The organism is Kineobactrum salinum (assembly GCF_010669285.1).
GTDB classification, from domain to species: Bacteria; Pseudomonadota; Gammaproteobacteria; order Pseudomonadales; family Halieaceae; genus Kineobactrum; species Kineobactrum salinum.
The window spans coordinates 1,904,958-1,923,292 of the sequence record NZ_CP048711.1; the positions used below are offsets into that span (position 1 = coordinate 1,904,958).

Genomic DNA, 18,335 nt, shown 5'->3' on the forward strand with positions numbered 1-18,335 from the left:
TGCCACATCTTAAGTCATTGAATTGGCATGGTTTTTTTGGTCAACCTCATGTCCCTTGTGGAAAAAAAGCGACAAGTGTTGCGCATGCAGCGCACCCAAAACCCGCAAGCCATTGATTTAATTGTAAAAATAATAATGGCGCGAAAGTTGCAGAAGCATCTGCGAGAGCAACACAAGGCAGTACATGCACATGTTGACCCCCGTCTCTCACCAAGCCATGAACTCCGGAGGCTCCATGCAGATTACGTTTCCTCTCAATGCCCGCCCAGTACTGGGCCAGAATCAATTGCTCGCGTCCCTGTCCAGCGAAGCCAAGCGCAGGATCGTGCCCAGTCTGGAGCGCGTTTCATTTGCGCTGGGCGAGGTAGTCTATGAGGCCGGTGACGCAGAACGCTTTGTCTATTTTCCCAATGACTGCATCCTTTCGTTGTTGTATGTGATGGAAAACGGCAAGTCCACCGAGATTTCAGTCATCGGCAACGACGGCATCCTCGGGACCACCGCGCTGCTGGGAGAAGGGTTGAGCTGGAGCCAGGCGGTAGTGCAAAACGCAGGCAGTGCCTATCGTATGCCCGGCCCTGTGCTGCAGGAAGAGCTGCACCGGCACTCCGAATTGCGGTGGCTGACCCTGCGCTACATGCAGTCGGCGATGGCGCAGACAGCCCAGGTAGCCGCCTGCAACCGCCACCATTCCATCGCCCAGCAACTGTGCCGCAAGTTGTTGTTCTCGCTCGACCGGGTAGCCGGGGACGAGTTGACGCTGACCCAGGAGGTAATCGCCAATACTCTGGGGGTACGCCGCGAAGGTGTGACCGAAGCCGCGGGCATGCTGCGGGAAATGGGCGCCATCGACTATCGCCGGGGGCGTATCAAGGTACTGGATCGCGCCAGGCTGGAGCAATTGAGCTGCGAATGCTACGCGGCGCTGAACAGCGAAAGCAAGCGCATCCTGCCCTGTGAGATAGCGCCGGCAGCTGCCCATGAGAGTTCCTGTGCGACAGCGCGCTCGAGACCCTCATCAGCCGGATCCAGGCTTCCTGAATCCACCCTGCTAAGCTACTCGCAGGCAGCCCGCCTGCGCCGCACCGGCACCGGTCCGGTCGCCCGCTGACGGCCCCGGCGGCCGGTCTCACTGGCGCGAAGCAATCCCCTGCAGGGGCAGGAACTCACGATCGATTGTGTCCTGCCACTGCGCATGCTCGCGCCTGATATCCGCCTCCACGGCAGCCATGACCCGCAATTGGAGCTGCTGGCGGAAGTCCCCCAGGCTCTGCCGCAACGAGGCCTCCAACGCATCCCTGCGCAGCGCTTCCTCGGTCCGCAGCAGAGCCCAGTCAACCGCAACCCACGCCACCGTACCGGCCGCCAGCGCGCAGGCGAGCGCCCAGGGGCCGCCCGGCGCGCAGCCAAGGGCAGCGCCCGCCGCCGCACTGCCGGCCCGGCCGACACCGCGGCCAGCCCCACGAGCGGCGACCGCCGCACCGGCACGGGAGGCGCGCCACACCGTCACTCCAGCCAATGCCCCGCCGGTACTGAGCGCGAGGCGCTCCTCGAAGGCCAACAGCTCACTGGTCTGCAGCGAACGCTGCAGTGAATCCAGCGACAGGCGCGGCCCTGCTGCCGGCGCATCGCCCGCCGAGGAGGGCAGGGGCGCAGGCACCCTGTAGGGTGCCAACTGTTGCATCAGACCTGCGAGCCAGCTGGCGCGGCTGGCCTGCTCCTCGTGTGACAGGTGGCTGCCAAGTTTTTCTCGCAGCTGCGCGATACCCTCATCCCAGCCCGCCTGGGCGAACAGCATGGTGGCGGCCCGGTCAGCGACATAATTCCCTTCAGCCACACCCAGTACCGAGCCGGCCGACATGCCAATCCGGCTGTATTCGCCCGCGAGCGAGTAATACCAGTCCAGGAATTCAGGCAGACGCGACTCCACCCGCCGGAACATCGCATCAAGCTGGCGCTCCAACTGGGGTTCCAGCGCCGCGCTGCGCTGCGCGGCGCTGTGCTCAATGAATGCCTGCGAATAATCGTGCAGCGACGACATCCGCGCCACCGGCACACGATAGTGGCGCTCCCCGGCGCTCAGGTACACATGCGACGGCGGCTCCCAGTGGCGCTGGGTTTCCTCCCCCATCAACCACCAGCAGGCCGCCACCGTCAGCACCACCAGCAACGCCCCCGCCAATCCAGGGCCCGCCGCAGACCGCGAGCGGGCAATGGCCGGGTTGTGGCTAGTATTCGGCAACGCTGTCTGCATTTGAGGCTACTCCCACCAGGGCTCCATTCAACACCAGCAACCAGGCTCCGACAAAGACCGCCTGACCGGCAAATACCAGCAGCCATACCAGTACGCCCGCCAAACCCCGCGCTACCGGCAACTGTACCAGCTGTTGTGCCAGCCAGAGCTGCAGCCCCTCCCCGGCGGCAGCCAATTGCAGCAATTCCCGCAGCAAATCGCTGCGGGCTGTCTCTCTGTCCGCCAGATGCCACACCGCCTGCGCCAGCGTTGCCGCGCTGAAATCCGGTTGCGGGCGCCCTGCGGCGAGCCAGATCAGCACGGCCAACAGCAATGCTGCCGCAATCGGGAGTGTCAGCCGCCAGCTGAATTCGACCAGATAGTCCGGCTGCACATGGTCGCGCGCCAAAGCTTCGAACAGCAACCGCAGGGCCACCACCAACAGGCCGCTGCCCAGTAGTACGCGCCAGGCCGCAGCGTCCGTCAGCCGGGTGAGCGCGACCAGCAGCACGGCGGCCAGCGCCAGACCGGTCGAGGCATGGACCACAGCCATCAGAGCCCCGCCCCGCAGCCACCGCTGCCAGACGCTGTCGGCTCGGACGTACGCCCGCAGCCAGGCCCGGCGGCGAATGCGGTGATGCCAGAACAGACCGCGGGCAATCAGCAGGGACAGCAACAGCCAGATCGCGAGCAACACTGGCGTGGCCAGCAGGCGCGCGAACAAATGCAGGCCCCAAAGCAAGCCACTGATGGCGATCAGGACCCACAATTGGCGCAGTATTGTCAGATAAGCTGTCATTCTGCCATTGCATCTGTCTCTGGGCATCAAAGCTTCACCGCCGCGGCAGCTGATGTCACGGCCACATCATCCAACCGGCCCTCACCCTCGCATGCGGGCAGGTCCCGCAGATCGGCCACAGCACCGGCGCAGTGCCTTCTGTACGCCAGCCAACTGAACCGGACAGGGTCAGGCGCTATCGTTGGCACGGCTGGTGACAAGGGCCGGCTTCAATATGTTCTCTCAGCGAAAAAGGCGCAATCCCATGCAAGCGAACAGTTCCGACCCGGACAACCGCGAAGCCACACTCTACCGGATGGTCATGGAGGATCATATTTGTCCTTTCGGGCTGAAATCAAAAGCGCTGCTCGAGCGCAAGGGCTTCACGGTGGACGACTGCTGGTTGCGCACCCGGGAGGAAACCGATGCGTTCCAGCGCGAGCACGAGGTAGACACTACCCCCAGACCTTTATCGGCGGTACCCGGATCGGCGGCTATGATCAGCTGCGCGAGTATTTTGGTCACCGGGTCAAAGGAGAAGACGACACCAGCTATCAGCCCGTTGTGGCCATTTTCTCGGTTGGCCTGCTGCTGGCGCTGGCCCTCAGTTATGCGAGCTTCGGAACGATACTGACCGTGCGAGCGGGAGAGTGGTTTATCGCTATTTCCATGTGCCTGCTGGGGCTGCAAAAACTGCAGGACGTCGAGAGCTTCAGTACCATGTTTCTGAACTATGACCTGCTGGCCCGGCGCAAGGTGGGCTATGCCTACTTCTATCCATTTGCGGAGACCGCAGCCGGCCTGCTGATGGTTGCCGGGGCATTGATCTGGCTGGCCGCGCCCCTGGCCCTGTTCATTGGCACCGTGGGTGCGTTCTCGGTATTCAAGGCAGTCTATCTGGAGCGACGGGAACTCCGCTGCACCTGTGTCGGCGGCGGCAGCAACGTACCGCTGGGTTTTATCTCCCTGACCGAAAATCTGATGATGGCCGCGATGGCCGTGTGGATGCCGGTCCGGATTTTTGTACTGCAGTAGGCGAGCCTGGGGTTGACCGAGCCAGTCTTGCCTCCTCGTCACCTTTAGGCCATGATTCTGCTCCCAATATGTGCCAATGGTGCAATCACATCCATGCGAAGCTTCCTCCGGCAGCTTGCTGTTGCTGCTGTACTGCCATTTACCACAACCGCCGCCGCTGGCGCCGATTCGGTGGCCCCCGACCATTTGCTGCAGTTCAATGCGGGAAGGATTGGCATCGATCGATCCCTGGACGAGCCCCAGCACTACGGCGCGGAATTCCGGTTCCGGCCGCGGAGCCGGTGGAAGCTGGTGCCCGCCATCGGTGCCGGTTTTGCCAACAATGGCGCCAAGTTTGTTTACGTGGACCTGAAAAAGGATTTCCTGCTCGGCCAGCGCTGGTATCTGACACCCAGCTTCGGCGTCGGGGCTTTCGATGCATCTCGAGTGCTGGACCTCGGCCATACCCTGGAATTCCGCTCCGGCCTGGAGGCCGGCTACCGGTTCGCCAATCACTACCGGGTGGGTATCGCCATTTATCATCTGTCCAACGGCGGCCTGGCGGACGAAAACCCCGGCACCGAAGTGCTGGCCGTGTCCCTGAGCGTACCCCTGTAGCGAGTCTGCTGCCACCTCCGGATGATCTTGCCGCGGCAGATCAGTCTTCTGCCCCGACAGGCTCCCCGGACTGCCGGGCCGCCGCCAGTGCGGCCAGGACGGACTGCGTATGCTGGCCCAGCAGCGGTGGTGCGGCCTCATAGCGGACGGGTGTACGGGACAGCTTGATCGGGTTGCCCACCAATTCCAGCGCCGGATTAAGGGGATGCGGCACCGTAACCCGCATCTCCCGCGCCCGGATCTGGGGCTCGGCAAAGACCTCAGCCACACTGTTGATGGGCCCCGCCGGCACTCCGGCCGCAGCCAGCCGCTGCAGCCAGTCCGCCTTGTCCCGCAACAACATGCGCGCCTGCAACAGAGGGATCAGCTGCTCCCGGTGCCGCACCCGCAACTGGTTGCTGGCAAAGCGGGCATCGTCCGCCAGCTCCGGACACTCCAGCACAGCGACGAAGCGGCGGAACTGGGCGTCGTTGCCCACCGCCACGATAAGGTGGCCGTCCCGGGCCACAAAGCTCTGGTAGGGCACAATACTGGGATGGGTATTGCCCAGCCGGCCTGGATTCACGCCACCCACCAGGAAGTTGGTGGCCTGGTTGGCCAGGGTGGCGGCGGTGACATCCAGCAGCGCCAGGTCCACATGCTGCCCGTGGCCGGAGCGCTCGCGCTCTGCCAGCGCCGCCAGGATGCCCACCGCGGCGTAGAGGCCGGTCATGACATCGGTCAGCGCCACCCCCACTTTCATCGGCTCGGCGCCCGGACTGCCGTCCGGCTGGCCGGTGACGCTCATCAGACCGCCCATGGCCTGCATCAGGAAGTCGTAACCGGGCCGTTCGCGCAAGGGGCCGGTCTGGCCAAAGCCGGTGATGGAACAGTACACCAGTCGCGGATTGAGCACCGCCAGGCTGGCATAGTCCAGCCCGTAGCGGGCCGCATCGCCGACCTTGAAATTCTCCAGTACCACATCGCAGTCCCGCGCCAGCGCCCGCAGGGTCTGCTGTCCCTCGTCCGACTTCAGATCCACGCACACCGATTGCTTGCCGCGGTTGGTGCACAGAAAATAGGCGGATTCACCACTGGATTCGCCGTCCGCACCGGGCATGAAGGGTGGTCCCCAGGCACGGGTGTCATCACCTCCGTCGGGGCGCTCGATCTTGATGACTTCGGCGCCCAGGTCGGCGAGCATCTGGCTGGCCCAGGGACCGGCCAGCACCCGCGACAGGTCCAGTACCTTCAGGTGAGACAATGCGCCCATATCAGTATCCGCCGCGCCGCGGCATCCTCCGGCAGCTCAAAACGCGGGGATATCGGTCTGGGTACGGCCCAGGATCAGGGCATGCACATCGTGCGTGCCCTCGTAGGTGTTGACCACCTCCAGGTTCACCATATGGCGCATCACCGGGTACTCGTCGGAAATGCCGTTGCCGCCCAGCATGTCCCTGGCCTGGCGGGCAATATGCAGGGACTTGCCGCAGGAGTTGCGCTTGATCAGCGAAATCAGCTCCGGCGCAATCTGGCCCGCATCCATCAGTTGGCCGGCCCGGAAGCAGCCCTGCAGCCCCAGGCTGATTTCGGTCTGCATGTCGGCCAGCTTGAGCTGAACCAGTTGGTTGGCGGCCAGCGGACGGCCGAACTGGGTGCGCTCCATGGTGTAGTCGCGAGCCGCGAACCAGCAGCTCTCCGCCGCGCCCAGCGCGCCCCAGGCGATGCCGTAGCGGGCGTTGTTGAGGCAACCGAAGGGACCCTTCAGACCCTCGACATTGGGCAGCAACTGCTCCTCGCCCACGCGCACATCTTCCATCACGATCTCACCGGTAACGGAGGCACGCAGGGCCAGCTTGCCCTCGATCTTGGGCGCGCTCAGCCCCGGCATGCCCTTCTCCAGGATAAAGCCGCGAATCTTGCCGTCATCGGTCTTGGCCCAGACCACGAATACATCGGCAATGGGGCTGTTGGTAATCCACATCTTGGCGCCGCTGATACTGTAGCCACCGTCCACGCTGCGGGCGCGGGTGACCATGGAACCGGGGTCGGAACCGTGGTCTGGCTCGGTCAGGCCGAAGCAGCCGATCCACTCGCCGGTCGCCAGCCTGGGCAGGTATTTCTCCCGCTGTGCCTCGCTGCCGTAGGCGTGGATGGGGTACATCACCAGCGAGGACTGCACACTCATCATGGAGCGATAGCCGGAATCCACCCGCTCCACTTCCCGCGCCACCAGGCCGTAGCTGATGTAGTCGACACCCGGACAACCGTAGCCATCAATCGTGCTGCCCAACAGGCCCAGTTCGCCCATTTCCCGGAAGATGGCCGGATCCGTGCTCTCGTCGCGGAAGGCCTGGCGCACTCGTGGAGCCAGTTTGGCCGCGGCGTACTGCCGCGCACTGTCGCGCACCATGCGCTGTTCATCACTGAGCTGTTGCTCCAGCAGAAAGGGATCCTGCCAGTCCAGTCGTTGCCAGTTCTTTGCCATCGCTCACTACTCCGGAGGTTCAAATAGTCTGGAAGACACCCTAGCAAACTATGCTTCATTAACAAAATATATGTTTTCTATAGTTTGCATATGTGTAATATATGGAAATGGATTTGCGCAAACTGGACATCTTCCGCGAGGTCGCCGCACAACAGAGCTTCAGCCGCGCGGCCGAACGCCTGCACATGGCACAGCCCGCCGTCAGTATCGCGGTGCGCAAGCTGGAGGAGGAGCTGGGCCTGACGCTGTTCGATCGCAGCGGCCGCCACGTAATGCTAACCGCGGAAGGGGCGGCGCTGCTGGTCAGTGCCAGCGCCATCCTGCGCCAGGTCGCCGAGCTGCAACAATCCAGCGCCGAGTTGCGGGGCCTGCTGCAGGGAGAGCTGGCAATCGCCTGCCCCTCCATGCTCGCCACCTATTACCTGCCCGAACTGCTGGGGCGCTTCCTGGACCAGCACCCGCGGCTGCGCACTTCCGTGACCCAGGCTGGCACCCACCATATTGAACAATGGCTGCTGGAGGATGAGATCGAACTGGGTGTGATCAGTGTCAACGGCAGGCCGGAACAGCAGGAACTGGAAATGGTGCCACTGGTGGATGAGCAGATGGTGCTGTGCATGCCGCCGGATCATCCCTGGGCCGAGCGCGAAACAATTCCGGTAGCGGAACTACAGGATGCACCCATGGTGGTTTACGAAAGCGGCTATTACATCCGCAATCACCTGGACCAGCTCTGTGCCGCAGCCGGCGTCACCCCCGACCTGCGGCTGCAGAGCAATTTCCTGCCGCTGTTGATCCGGATGGTCCGGCAGGGCATGGGCACCACCATCGGGCTGCGCATGGTGGCAGAGCAGGAACCCGGCCTGCGCGCCGTACCGCTGCAGGCCGAGGCCACGCTCAGCATGGCCCTGGCCAAGCGGCGCAGCCGCAGTATCTCCCGCGCCAACCAGGCCTTTTTGGATTGGAGCGCTTTGCAGTTATGATGAGATAATCCGTTGTTTCCAGCTCAGGTCCACTCCAGCAGATGCCCGTCAATGAACAATACCATCAGCAGCTCGCCAGGCTGATCAGCCGTCTGCGGCAGGATGACTTCGTGGAGCAGTTGATAACCACGCTGAAATGCCTGGTGCCCATCGATGATGCAACCGTAGTGGTGTATCCGGAAACCGATCTGCCGGTGATCGAGTACTATGAAGTGCCCGACAGCACTGGCAGTTCCACGCTGGATGTGTTTGTCGCCGGCGCTTTCGTGCTGGACCCGTTCTATCTGGCCGCCAGCCGCGACCGGCGCTTTGGTGTGTTCCGCCTGCGGGACCTGGCTCCCACCGGCTTCCGCGACAGCGAGTACTACAAGACCTGGTACCGCAACTGCGGCTACCAGGACGAATGCGGCTTCCTGCTGCCCAACGGCAAACAGGGCTTCATCAATATCGCGCTGGGCAGGACGCACTCGGGCACCAATTTCAGCCGCGCCCAGGTGAACGCGCTGGCCGCCGTGCGGCCGGTAATCGAAGTCCTCTGCCAACAGCACTGGCAGGCACGTCCCCCCCTGCCCAGCAGGGCGCGGTCAACCTGCGCGCTCAGCTGCATACCGCCCTGCACCAGTTCGGCAGCAGCCTGCTGACCGAGCGCGAGGCGCAGGTGATCAATCTGGTGCTGCATGGGCACAGCACCAGGACCCTGGCGGAAAAACTGTCCATCTCGGTGGAAACGGTAAAACTGCACCGCAAGCACGCCTACGCCAAACTCGAGATCAGCTCCCAGGCCGAGCTGTTCTACCTGTTTCTGGACTCACTGATGAGCGCGGGCAACTATGCCGGCGGCGATACCCTGATCAGCTACCTGCAGCCGCCGCAGCGAGCGGACAACCGAAGACCGTGAGCCGCGCTGGCGCAGACACCACGGTATGAGACAACGCCTGTGGACAGGTTTGCCGCCTTCGCCCAGTGTAGCGCCTGAACACCCGCTGAAACCTCCACAGAATTCTGGCCCACCTGCACGACAGGGATCGGTTTGATCCTGATCGACCGCTTCCGGTTGCCCCGTCCAGGCGGCCCCCTGTGTTAGACTCCACGATTTCTGACCCGGGACGCTGGACACCCGCATGCGCCGCTATCTGTTTTTTGTAAATCAACCCTATGCCTACTCCATCCTGCGCCCGCTGCAGGCCGAGATCCAGCGCCGGGGTGACGAGGTGGCGTGGTTTGTGGCTGGCTGCAGCGCGGCTCCACTCAGGGAGGACGAGCATCGATTGCGTACGCTGGCCGAGGCCTGCGCTTACCCGGCTGTGGCCACATTCGTGCCGGGAGACTGGGTACCGAATTTTCTCCCGGGCATCAAGGTGGAAGTCTTCCACGGTCTGGCCCGCAATAAACGCGGTCACACCAGTGAAGCGGAGAGCGACCATTACACCATCCGGGGCTGGTTCGACCTGTACTGTACTCATGCCACAACAGATACCGCGAAATTCACGGCACTGGCTGCCGGCCACGGCCACTTTCGCGTCGCCAAAACTGGCTGGCCCAAGCTCGATCCGTTGTTTTTGGCGGGTGCGCCGGCGGGCCCCAGGCCCCGTGGAAACGATGAACCTCCAGTGGTGTTCTATGCATCCACATTCAGCCGGTCGATCACCTCCGCACCGACCATGGAAAGTGTCATCGCCAGGCTTGCAGGGAGCGGAAAATGGCGCTTCCTCGTCACCCTGCACCCGAAAATGAATCCGGAAGTGGTAGCCCGCTACCGTGCGCTGAGCGGGCCCAACCTCCGCTTCATCGACAGCAACTCAGACTTGCTGCCGCTACTGGCCGAAGCGGATGTGATGCTCTGCGATACCTCCTCCATTATGTTCGAGTTCATGTTCCTGAATCGGCCGGTGGTGACCTACCGCAGTCGCATGGCTGGCCCGTGGCTGCTGGATGTGGAGCATGTCAACGACGTGGAACCAGCGCTGGCCCAAGCGCTCGAACGGCCCACCGCATTGCTTGAGGCGGCGCGCGACCTGTGCCACGAACTGCATGAATTCACCGACGGGCAGTCCAGCGGGCGGGTTCTGGATGCAGTGAATGACGTGCTGGCGGCAGGGCCAGCACCGCGGCGCAAGCCGTTGAACCTGTGGCGCAAACTGAAGATGCGCAACCGCCTGCGCAAAGCCCTGCGGGCCACTGCTCAGTCCGCAGCGTAGCGAGGCCGATCGCGGGTCCAAAGCCCCGCATACTTGTTGAAACTCACCTGCGCATACAGCACCGCCGAGAGAAAGCCCACCTGCCCGTCCAGGAACCCCAGGCGCAGCAGATAGACCTGAACAAAGGTAAGCATGCCGCGTACCGTGGGATATATCAGCGAGCGCACACGCTTGCCCTGCCGATGCTTCTCGCAGGCACCCAGCCAGGCGTACTGAGCACCTTTTTGCAGCGCATGCCCGAAGTCCCGGTGTGTGAAATGCACTAGTCTGCCGCGCAGCGTATGCACCCGCCGCCCCTCCGGCAGTAAAATCTTCTCGTGCACCATGGCGTCGGAAAAGCGCACGCCATCCCGCCGGAACAAGCGTAGCGGTGCGCGCCCGCTACGCCCAAAGTCAAGCCGGCTGCCGTATATCGTCACGGCCCAGGGCAGGCGATAGGCATCCGCATCCGGGGCGGCCAGCACATGATTAATCTCCGCCGCCAGGGCCGGGCTCACCCGCTCGTCCGCATCAATGGACAGCACCCAGTCTCCTGTCGCACGTTCCAGGGCACGCTGCTTCTGGATACCGAAGCCGGGCCAGTCGGTCTCCACTATCTTGTCAGTGTGCTGCCGGGCAATGGCGACGGTGGCGTCGGCGCTGCCGCTGTCCAGCACAATAATTTCATCGGCGACCGCAGCCACCGAAGCCAGACAGTCACCTATGTGCTCTTCTTCGTCCCGCGTAATCACAATCGCCGACACGCTCACTGCACGAGGGCGGCGGCAGGCAGCTTGCAGCTCCAGGACCAGCGCGGCACCGCAGGCCGCCAGAGTCAGCAGGAAGAAGGTGACAAACAGTGTGCGCGAGAACACAGCCTCGGTCAGGCCGAAAACGGCATAGCCCACAGGCAGCAACACCCCCACCGAGGCAACAAAGGCCACCTTCGGCTCGGCGGAACCCAGATACCGGGCAAAAACGGTGAGAGGTATGACGATCAACATCAGCCAGCTCAGACCGCCGACCACACCGCGTGTGGCGAGGCTTTGCAGGAGATCGTTGTGGGCGTGGCTGGCACAGCAGTCGAGTACAAACTCCGGCTGCGCAAGCGCACCCGCCGCGACCGCGGCCTGCACAGCATCACGATAGCCAGTCAGGCCGCTGCCGGTCCAGGGATCGTTGGCAAACTGCGTCCAGGCGATATCCCAAACCGCCAGACGGGCTGTCATCTGTACATCGAGTTCACCCAATTGCAGACCGTTCAGTGTACCCAGAATCCGGTGGCTGCCCGCCACCGCCAGTACCAGCAGCAAGCCGCCCGCCAGCAAGACAAGGAAACGCTGGCGGCCAGACAGCTGCAACGACAGCACGGCAAACAGCAACGGCAGAGCCAGCAGATTGCTCCGGGTCTGGGTCAGCAGCGCGGCGCCAAGCGCAAGACCAGCGAGGCCCAGTGCCAACCAGACCCGGCACAGTTGCTGCTGCCGCCACCAGCAGATCGCGGCGGACAGCATCACGGTCGCAGCCAGTAACGCAAGATTGCCCAAGGTAATGGGATTGATCCACAGGCCGGTGCGCAGCGGCTGTCCCAGCGGCGGAGACGCCAGATAGAGGCTGACCCCGGTGTGCAATGCGGCGCCCAGTGCCATCAGCGCAAAGCCGTGGAACAATTCTCTGGCTCCGAGTCCGGACCAGCTCAAGGCTAGCACCAGCGGCCAGAACAGCAGAAGACGGGCGGGGCCATCCAGCTCTTTCAGAGCATGGTAGTCAAATCCGGAGTGGGCCCAGAACAGCACATAGACCAACACCGGGAACCAGCAAGCGAAATGCAGCAAACGCAGTTCGCGCGGGCGCCCCCAGCCGGTAGCAGTGAGCAGTCGGCGCAACGAGGGCAAGCATGCGGCGCCAGCGAGCAGGAAGACCGCCGCCGTCAGCAGGCTGGAGTACACCAGAGACCCCGCGAAACCGGCGACCGCCAGGCCCACCAGCAACTGTCGGCCTCGTGGCGATGGAATCATTGTGTATACTCTCGTCAATCTGCGTGGCCATCGTGGCTAACCCCGGCCCACCGGAGCCAATCGCCGCGGCGCTACTATAGCGCAGGTACTCCCGCGGATTCCAACGCCGACAAAGGATGCGGCACAATGAAACCTCACTGCGTTACGTCATGAGCAGCCAATTCACACACCGCGGTTACACTGTGAAAAGCGCCCTTCCCGAAGCTGACGCCAGGCAGATACTGGACGACTGCCTGGACAATCGCTACGAAGTTGTTCAGGAAATCAAGAACAACAAGCACAACTACGTTGCCAGAGTGAATACTGGTTCGCTTCCCAACCTGGTAATCAAGGAACCCAGGAATCGGAACAATCGTCTCTGGGAGCGTTTCATGACCGTGTTTCGTCCCGGCGAAGCCATAAGGGTGCAAAATAGCCACGTAAGGCTCAAAGAACTGGGCTTCGCCTGCCCAGAGCCAGTACTGGCGGCGGAATTCAGATCCTATGGATTCGTCACCTACAGTTTTTTTCTGTATCGCTATCAGAACGGCCGGCCCGCAACTCCAGAGGATGCGCCAGCTGTTTCCCATGAACTCCAGCGCTTGCACAGCAAGGGCTATACCCGTGGCGACCCCAAGGCACAGAACTTTCTGGTAGACGACGGCAAAGTGTTTTTCATTGACTTCAAATTGACGAAGCCTCGTTGCTTCAACAAACACTCGACACGAATGGAATATGCCCACTTCCTGCATACCATGCCGGAAGGTATTGAGCATTTGTCGGAGAAGGAGCGCAAATCAGCCGGTTTCCGGTTCGCTACCTGGCTGCGGCGGGCGATCTCGGATGCCAAGCGTAAAAAGCGGGAGTACAGGGAATAATGCTCCCAGACACGTCGGTGTCGTGATTACTGGCGCGGGGCCGCGCCCCGTTCCACCGCGGCGGGTGGCCTCGCAGAGATCCCGGTGGTGAGGACGCACGAATATTCGCACCGACTCACCACCCGAATTTTCAACGCCATCAGCGTGGCCGACGTTGGCGCCGCGAGGACCGATATGCAATCATCATATCAATTAGCTGCTGATTCCACCCGATGCCTCGACCGGACGCCCACAATTCCGCCCTGAGCTCGCGCAGTCGCGCGACCCGGCGCCGGCTGCGCCCGCCCTATCAGGCGGTCACCCTGTGCCAACGCGAACTGGCAATGCGCTCCCTCAATCTGGCACGCGGCCTGCGCCTGACGGTGCTGGTGGCACCCCCGGGCTACGGCAAGACCACGCTGCTGGCCCAGTGGTGGCACCGCCTGCGCGCGCGCCAGATACGCGCGGCCTGGTATAGCGCCGCCAATGTCGACCGGGACCCATCCGCCTTCCTGAAAATGCTCGCCAGCGCGCTGGTGGATGCCGGCCTCGGCCTCGGCACGGATCTGGAGCGGGCCATTGGCGACGCCGGTGCGGATATCACGCTGGACCATCTGGTATTCGGCCTGGAACAGATCGAGACCCCCGCAGTACTGATCATCGATGAGTTTGAACGGGTGGATCATCCGCCCATAGCCGCACTGGTGCGGGAACTGATCGACGTGCTGCCCGATGGTGTGCATCTGGCACTGGCCAGCCGCGTCAAACCCTCGATATCCCTGTCCCTGCTGCGCGCGCAGGGCGGTGTGCGCCTGATCGAGGCGAACGAGCTGCGCCTGGGCAACGAGGAACTGGCCCAGGTGCTGGAACGGCCACCGGACAGTCCGGAAGTCGCTCAGGTCGCGGAACACACAGAGGGCTGGCCCGTTGCAGTACAACTGTACCGCCTGTGGCGGGAACGGGCAGGCAAGAGCGGGCGTGTGCCACGATTCACCGGCCGTGCCACGGAAGTGGCCGACTATCTCGCGGAACAGGTATTTTCCGCGCTGCCTCCATCACATCAATCTCTGCTGATGGATTTGTCCATCAGCGATTACTGCGAGGCGGCCCTGGCAGACTGTATTCGCAATACCACCAACAGCGCCGGCCTGCTGGAAGAACTCAGCGAACTGCTGCCGGAACTGCTGCAACAAAGCCATGCCGGGGATGACATCGCCTACCGGCTGCATCCGCTGGTATCGGAATACGCCCAGGGCAGGCTGCAACAACATCCCGGCCGCGCCACTGTGCTGCACCAGCGCGCAGCACAGTGGCTGTGGCAACACGAGCGCTACGCTGATGCCCTCTGCCACGCCCTGGACAGCCGCGACGACGGCACGCTCCAGGTGATGCTCAGGGAATTGCCTTATTTCGAAATATTCCTGCGCTTCGGCGCTGGCGAATTGCGCACCATATTGCGCGAGGTCCCGGTGGAATACCGTGACCAGTGGCCCCGATTGCAAATGGTCAGCGCGCTGGCCCACTTCAAGGCCGGTTTCTTCGGCGAGGCCAAGACCATGCTGGCCGGCATTCGCGAGCAAACCAATGGCTATCGCGATGCCGTGAATGAAGCTGCGGACCGCCTGGAATGTGAGGGGCTGGCCCTGGAGGTGCTGTTCGATGGCTACATCCATGGCGCCGCTGCCGACTGCGAACCGAAGATGGCGCGCATCCGCGCGCTGGCACCGGAGACACCGCTGATGTGGGCCTGGTGCGAAAACGTCCAGCTCGCCCTGGAACTGCCCCGGGGAGCACTCGATGCCGCCCAGCGGGCATTGGAACGCACTCGCGACACCTTCGAAGCCAGCGGTATCGACCAGTTTGGCGCACAACACCTGGTTGTTCACGAGTTGCTGCTGGGCCTGGCACGAGGCACGCTGGGCGCGGTGGCCGAACAGGCCAACGCGATCCTGCGCCTGCCTCCCGGTACGCAGACCGGCGCCAGGGTCCGCAACGCCATGGCCCGCATCGCCCTGGCGGCGGTGGATCACGAACGCCAATACCATGTGCGCAGCGCCGACGCGATGCGCCTTGCGCTGGACGAATTCGGCGATGGCGAGGCCTGGTACGAACAATATGCCATCGCGGCACCTGTACTGGTCGACGGCGCCTACAGGCGCCATGGCATCGACGCCGCGCTGCGTGAAATCGGCGCACAGCGCGCGCACCTCAAACGTCTTGGCATGCGCTGTCTCGACAGTCTGCTGGATGCCCTGGAGGCGGGCTGCCACCTCCGCGCCGGCCGTACGGAGCGAGCCGCCCAGCTGGCCGCCGATGCCGGTCTGGCGGCAGTGGCCGAGCCGGGGAAAAATTTCACGCCCTGGCGCACCCGGGAGCTTGCGAGCCGGATCCTGGTGCAGCTGGAACTGGCGCGGGGCGAAACCGCCAGAGCCACTGAGCTGGCACAGCACATGATTGAAGAGGGCCGCGCGGGCGGCCGCAGCGGTACGTACATCAAGGGTTTGGTCCAACTGGCTCGGGCCCGTGCCTGCGGCGGCGCCGAAACCGCCGCCCGGGAGGCTCTTTCAGAAGCCGTCCGCGCGGCCTTCCCGGACGGTTTCCTGGCTCCGTTCGCCGGCGAAGGTGAAGCGCTGCTACCCCTGTTGCAGGCGCTCGCCGAGGCGCCGCAGACCAGCTTTGAACAGGGCCACGTCAGCGCAGTGCTCAAAGCCCTGGACAGCGACCGTCAGTTCGACGACCCCAACACCCTCAACGAGCGCGAGGCAGAGATCGTTGCGCACCTCGCCGACGGCGCCTCCAACAAACTCATCGCCCGCCGGCTGGGCATCACAGACAACACCATCAAATACCACCTGAAAAAGATCTACGCCAAGCTGGGTGTTTCCAGCCGCAGGGCAGCGGCGGCCAGGGTGCTGCAGGATCGCGGTTCAATCTGAACCCACCCGGGACACCGCCCTCTGCCCGGGTAGTGGGCAGCCCCCGCCCACGGAACTACCCCACAAAACTTCCTCACTACCCGCCGCAAGCGTGGCAGGACGCGAGCCTGCGTGCTTCCATAACCGGCACTACAAGCTGAACGGTGGGGTCCACATGGAAAAGAATACTTTGCAGTTGCTGACCAGGTCGCTGATGGCCACATCATTGTGTGGCGGGCTCGGCACGGCCGCGAGCACTGCGCTGGCACAGTCCGAAGGCACCATGCTTGAGGAGATTGTCGTCACTGCCCAGAAGCGCTCGGAATCACTGGCCGATGTCCCCATCCAGGTGAACGCCTTCACCGCGCAGGCCATCGAGGATGCCGGCATCACAAGTACCGAGGATGTGATCTCCCAGGTGCCCAATGTCACCTTTGATCGTGGCAACAGCTATCGCAGCGCATTCATTACCATGCGCGGACTGACCCAGATCAACAACGCTGATCCGCCCATCGCCTTCATCGTCGACGGTGTGCAGCAGACCAACCAGGAAACCATCGGCGTCAACCTGTTCGACCTCGAGCAGGTGGAAGTGCTGCGCGGACCACAGGGCACCCTGTATGGCCGCAATGCGGTGGGCGGCGCCATCAATGTGGTCACCCGTGCACCGGGCAACGAGTTCGAGGGATATCTGCGCGGCAGCTACGCCGAGGGCGATAGCTATAGCATGACCGCCGCGGTCGCGGGACCGATCGTCGAGAACAAGGCGCTGTTCCGCCTTACCGCCAATTACAAAAGCTACGACGGTCTGATAGAAAACAGCTTCAACGGTGACGAAGCAGACTTTATCGATGATGACTATTCGGTGCGGGGTCGTGTGCTGCTGATGCCAACCGAGGCTCTGACCGTCGACCTGCGCGCCGAGTTCAGCGACTACAGGGGCGGCAGCAATTACTACTCGGCCGTGTTTTCCGGCGACCCCAACGATTTCGTCGACCCGCAATCGAACCTGACCGGCTTTACCGATGGCGAGACCCGGGACTACACCGCCAAGCTTGACTATGACCTTGGCTTCGCCACCTTCACCAGCATTACCGGCTATACCGATTTCGAACAGTTCAATCGCGCCGACCTGGACTTCCGTAATCCGGTGGACTCCCCCGGAGGTTTCCAGGGCCTGGGTATCCAGGTGGGCCAGGGCCAGGACCTGGGTTTCGAAACCCTCAACCAGGAGTTCCGGTTGGTGTCCAATGGCGACCAGCGTTTCCGCTGGCTGCTGGGAGCAAACTATCTGCAGACTGACAAGGAGCTGCTAACCCGCGGCTTTATCGACCTGGACGGCAGCTACGGCCAGATCGACAACCCGGCGCTACTGATCGCCAACCAGGCCGAAACCAACGACAACGAAGCCTGGGGGGTATTCGCCCAGTTTGACTACGACCTGAGCGACACCCTAACGCTGACAGCCGGCGCCCGCTACGACGAGGACAGCCGCGACCAGACCAACCTGGGCAGCGGCGGTACGCGTGACCAGACCTTCGACCACCTGCAGCCCAAAGTTACCCTGACCTGGCAGCCGCAGGACGAGCGCCTCTATTACGCCACCTACAGCACCGGTTTCCGCTCAGGGGGCTTCAACGCGCCCAACGTGAACGTCACCCAGTTCGAGCAGGAGACCCTGGAAAACTTCGAGATCGGCTTCAAGAGCCAGTTCCTGGACAACCGCCTGAACCTCAGCGGCGCCGCCTTCCTCACAGAGGTGGAGGACTATCAGTTCTTTTATGTGGAGGCGGCCACCGCTTCCCAGGTGATCGACACCATCGACAAGGTTCGCATCCAGGGGCTTGAACTGGAACTGCAGGCCGCTCTGGGTGGCGGTTTCGACGCCTCACTGGCGCTGGGCCTCACCGACAGCGATATCCGCGAAAGCCTGTTCCCCGAGGATGAAGGCAATCACACGCCGCGCACAATGCCTGTATCCGCCACCGGTGCGCTGCAATACGGCACTGAGCTCGGTGACGGTATGGATGGTTTCGCGCGGCTGGAGTGGCACTACTACGGCAAGAAGTACTGGGCCGCGGACAACGACGCCGTGCAGGACCCCTACCACATCGTCAATGCCCGCGCGGGCGTGCGCTTTGACAACCTGGAGCTGTTCCTGTTTGGCCGCAACCTGCTGGACGAGGAGTACTACGGGGAATTCTTCCAGCCCAAGTACAGCGGCCTGGACGTCGCCATCGGCTATCTTGGGGCGCCCCGTGTGGTGGGCGTGGAAGCCAAACTGGGATTCTGAGCA

At 63.0% G+C, this 18,335-nt stretch carries 15 protein-coding genes; 10 read left to right on the forward strand and 5 right to left on the reverse strand.

Translation table 11 applies throughout. The features are described 5' to 3' along the window. Positions 1-235: 235 nt before the first annotated feature. Positions 236-1,111, forward strand: coding sequence for a Crp/Fnr family transcriptional regulator (locus tag G3T16_RS08160; protein WP_163494617.1), 876 nt, complete (start codon positions 236-238; stop codon positions 1,109-1,111). Positions 1,112-1,129: 18 nt separating this feature from the next. Here G3T16_RS08160 and G3T16_RS08165 read toward each other — a convergent pair whose 3' ends face one another. Further along, entirely contained in the window at positions 1,130-2,254 is a 1,125-nt protein-coding gene (locus G3T16_RS08165) for a hypothetical protein (RefSeq protein WP_163494618.1), read from the reverse strand. Continuing rightward, on the reverse strand, positions 2,229-3,032 hold the full coding sequence (locus tag G3T16_RS08170; protein WP_163494619.1) for a hypothetical protein: 804 nt from the start codon (positions 3,030-3,032) through the stop codon (positions 2,229-2,231). Before G3T16_RS08170 ends, G3T16_RS08165 begins: the two co-directional genes overlap by 26 nt. A gap of 315 nt (positions 3,033-3,347) precedes the next feature. Between G3T16_RS08170 and G3T16_RS08175 the strand changes: the two genes are divergently transcribed. Beyond that, positions 3,348-4,046: a MauE/DoxX family redox-associated membrane protein gene (locus G3T16_RS08175; protein ID WP_456298661.1), complete on the forward strand. Its 699-nt coding sequence runs from the start codon at positions 3,348-3,350 to the stop codon at positions 4,044-4,046. A 93-nt stretch (positions 4,047-4,139) separates the two neighbouring features. Further along, positions 4,140-4,643 (forward strand): acyloxyacyl hydrolase, encoded by a 504-nt coding sequence (locus G3T16_RS08180; protein ID WP_163494620.1) that lies wholly within the window; start codon positions 4,140-4,142, stop codon positions 4,641-4,643. A 40-nt stretch (positions 4,644-4,683) separates the two neighbouring features. Here G3T16_RS08180 and G3T16_RS08185 read toward each other — a convergent pair whose 3' ends face one another. Next, a complete protein-coding gene (locus G3T16_RS08185) occupies positions 4,684-5,895 on the reverse strand; it encodes a CaiB/BaiF CoA transferase family protein (RefSeq protein WP_163494621.1) in 1,212 nt (403 codons plus the stop codon). Between the two features lie 36 nt (positions 5,896-5,931). Further along, positions 5,932-7,110 carry an acyl-CoA dehydrogenase gene (locus G3T16_RS08190; RefSeq protein WP_163494622.1) on the reverse strand — a complete coding sequence of 393 codons (1,179 nt, stop codon included), beginning with the start codon at positions 7,108-7,110 and terminating at the stop codon, positions 5,932-5,934. 101 nt (positions 7,111-7,211) lie between these two features. On the opposite strand from G3T16_RS08190, the gene G3T16_RS08195 reads away from it, so the two are divergent. The 4 genes from G3T16_RS08195 (at position 7,212) to G3T16_RS08205 (ending at position 10,291) form a co-directional block, all read left to right on the forward strand. Next, complete coding sequence (locus G3T16_RS08195; protein ID WP_163494623.1) at positions 7,212-8,093, forward strand: LysR family transcriptional regulator; 882 nt, start codon at positions 7,212-7,214, stop codon at positions 8,091-8,093. Positions 8,094-8,134: 41 nt separating this feature from the next. Further along, on the forward strand, positions 8,135-8,734 hold the full coding sequence (locus tag G3T16_RS08200) for a hypothetical protein (RefSeq protein WP_232059313.1): 600 nt from the start codon (positions 8,135-8,137) through the stop codon (positions 8,732-8,734). 17 nt (positions 8,735-8,751) lie between these two features. Beyond that, the gene (locus G3T16_RS21835; protein ID WP_232059314.1) at positions 8,752-8,991 is read left to right on the forward strand and encodes a LuxR C-terminal-related transcriptional regulator; all 240 of its coding nucleotides are present in this window, start codon (positions 8,752-8,754) and stop codon (positions 8,989-8,991) included. Positions 8,992-9,214: 223 nt separating this feature from the next. Continuing rightward, positions 9,215-10,291 (forward strand): CDP-glycerol glycerophosphotransferase family protein, encoded by a 1,077-nt coding sequence (locus tag G3T16_RS08205; protein WP_163494624.1) that lies wholly within the window; start codon positions 9,215-9,217, stop codon positions 10,289-10,291. Here G3T16_RS08205 and G3T16_RS08210 read toward each other — a convergent pair. Beyond that, entirely contained in the window at positions 10,276-12,288 is a 2,013-nt protein-coding gene (locus G3T16_RS08210; RefSeq protein WP_163494625.1) for an O-antigen ligase family protein, read from the reverse strand. The two genes, G3T16_RS08205 and G3T16_RS08210, sit on opposite strands and share 16 nt — an antisense overlap. A gap of 116 nt (positions 12,289-12,404) precedes the next feature. Between G3T16_RS08210 and G3T16_RS08215 the strand changes: the two genes are divergently transcribed. The 3 genes from G3T16_RS08215 to G3T16_RS08225 all read left to right on the forward strand — a co-directional run bounded on the left by G3T16_RS08215 (position 12,405) and on the right by G3T16_RS08225 (position 18,332). After that, complete coding sequence (locus G3T16_RS08215; RefSeq protein ID WP_163494626.1) at positions 12,405-13,145, forward strand: lipopolysaccharide core heptose(II) kinase RfaY; 741 nt, start codon at positions 12,405-12,407, stop codon at positions 13,143-13,145. 212 nt (positions 13,146-13,357) lie between these two features. Next, a complete protein-coding gene (locus G3T16_RS08220; protein ID WP_163494627.1) occupies positions 13,358-16,060 on the forward strand; it encodes a LuxR C-terminal-related transcriptional regulator in 2,703 nt (900 codons plus the stop codon). Between the two features lie 154 nt (positions 16,061-16,214). Beyond that, positions 16,215-18,332: a TonB-dependent receptor gene (locus G3T16_RS08225; RefSeq protein WP_197911962.1), complete on the forward strand. Its 2,118-nt coding sequence runs from the start codon at positions 16,215-16,217 to the stop codon at positions 18,330-18,332. Positions 18,333-18,335: the final 3 nt, after the last annotated feature.

Coding starts and splice junctions, on each gene's coding strand:
- G3T16_RS08185 (WP_163494621.1), bottom strand. CDS start 5,895: ATGGGCGCATTGTCTCACCTGAAGGTACTGGACCTGTCGCGGGTGCTG.
- G3T16_RS08225 (WP_197911962.1), top strand. CDS start 16,215: ATGGAAAAGAATACTTTGCAGTTGCTGACCAGGTCGCTGATGGCCACA.
- G3T16_RS08205 (WP_163494624.1), top strand. CDS start 9,215: ATGCGCCGCTATCTGTTTTTTGTAAATCAACCCTATGCCTACTCCATC.
- G3T16_RS08215 (WP_163494626.1), top strand. CDS start 12,405: ATGCGGCACAATGAAACCTCACTGCGTTACGTCATGAGCAGCCAATTC.
- G3T16_RS08160 (WP_163494617.1), top strand. CDS start 236: ATGCAGATTACGTTTCCTCTCAATGCCCGCCCAGTACTGGGCCAGAAT.
- G3T16_RS08220 (WP_163494627.1), top strand. CDS start 13,358: ATGCCTCGACCGGACGCCCACAATTCCGCCCTGAGCTCGCGCAGTCGC.
- G3T16_RS08210 (WP_163494625.1), bottom strand. CDS start 12,288: ATGATTCCATCGCCACGAGGCCGACAGTTGCTGGTGGGCCTGGCGGTC.
- G3T16_RS08170 (WP_163494619.1), bottom strand. CDS start 3,032: ATGACAGCTTATCTGACAATACTGCGCCAATTGTGGGTCCTGATCGCC.
- G3T16_RS08200 (WP_232059313.1), top strand. CDS start 8,135: ATGCCCGTCAATGAACAATACCATCAGCAGCTCGCCAGGCTGATCAGC.
- G3T16_RS08165 (WP_163494618.1), bottom strand. CDS start 2,254: ATGCAGACAGCGTTGCCGAATACTAGCCACAACCCGGCCATTGCCCGC.
- G3T16_RS08190 (WP_163494622.1), bottom strand. CDS start 7,110: ATGGCAAAGAACTGGCAACGACTGGACTGGCAGGATCCCTTTCTGCTG.
- G3T16_RS08195 (WP_163494623.1), top strand. CDS start 7,212: ATGGAAATGGATTTGCGCAAACTGGACATCTTCCGCGAGGTCGCCGCA.
- G3T16_RS08180 (WP_163494620.1), top strand. CDS start 4,140: ATGCGAAGCTTCCTCCGGCAGCTTGCTGTTGCTGCTGTACTGCCATTT.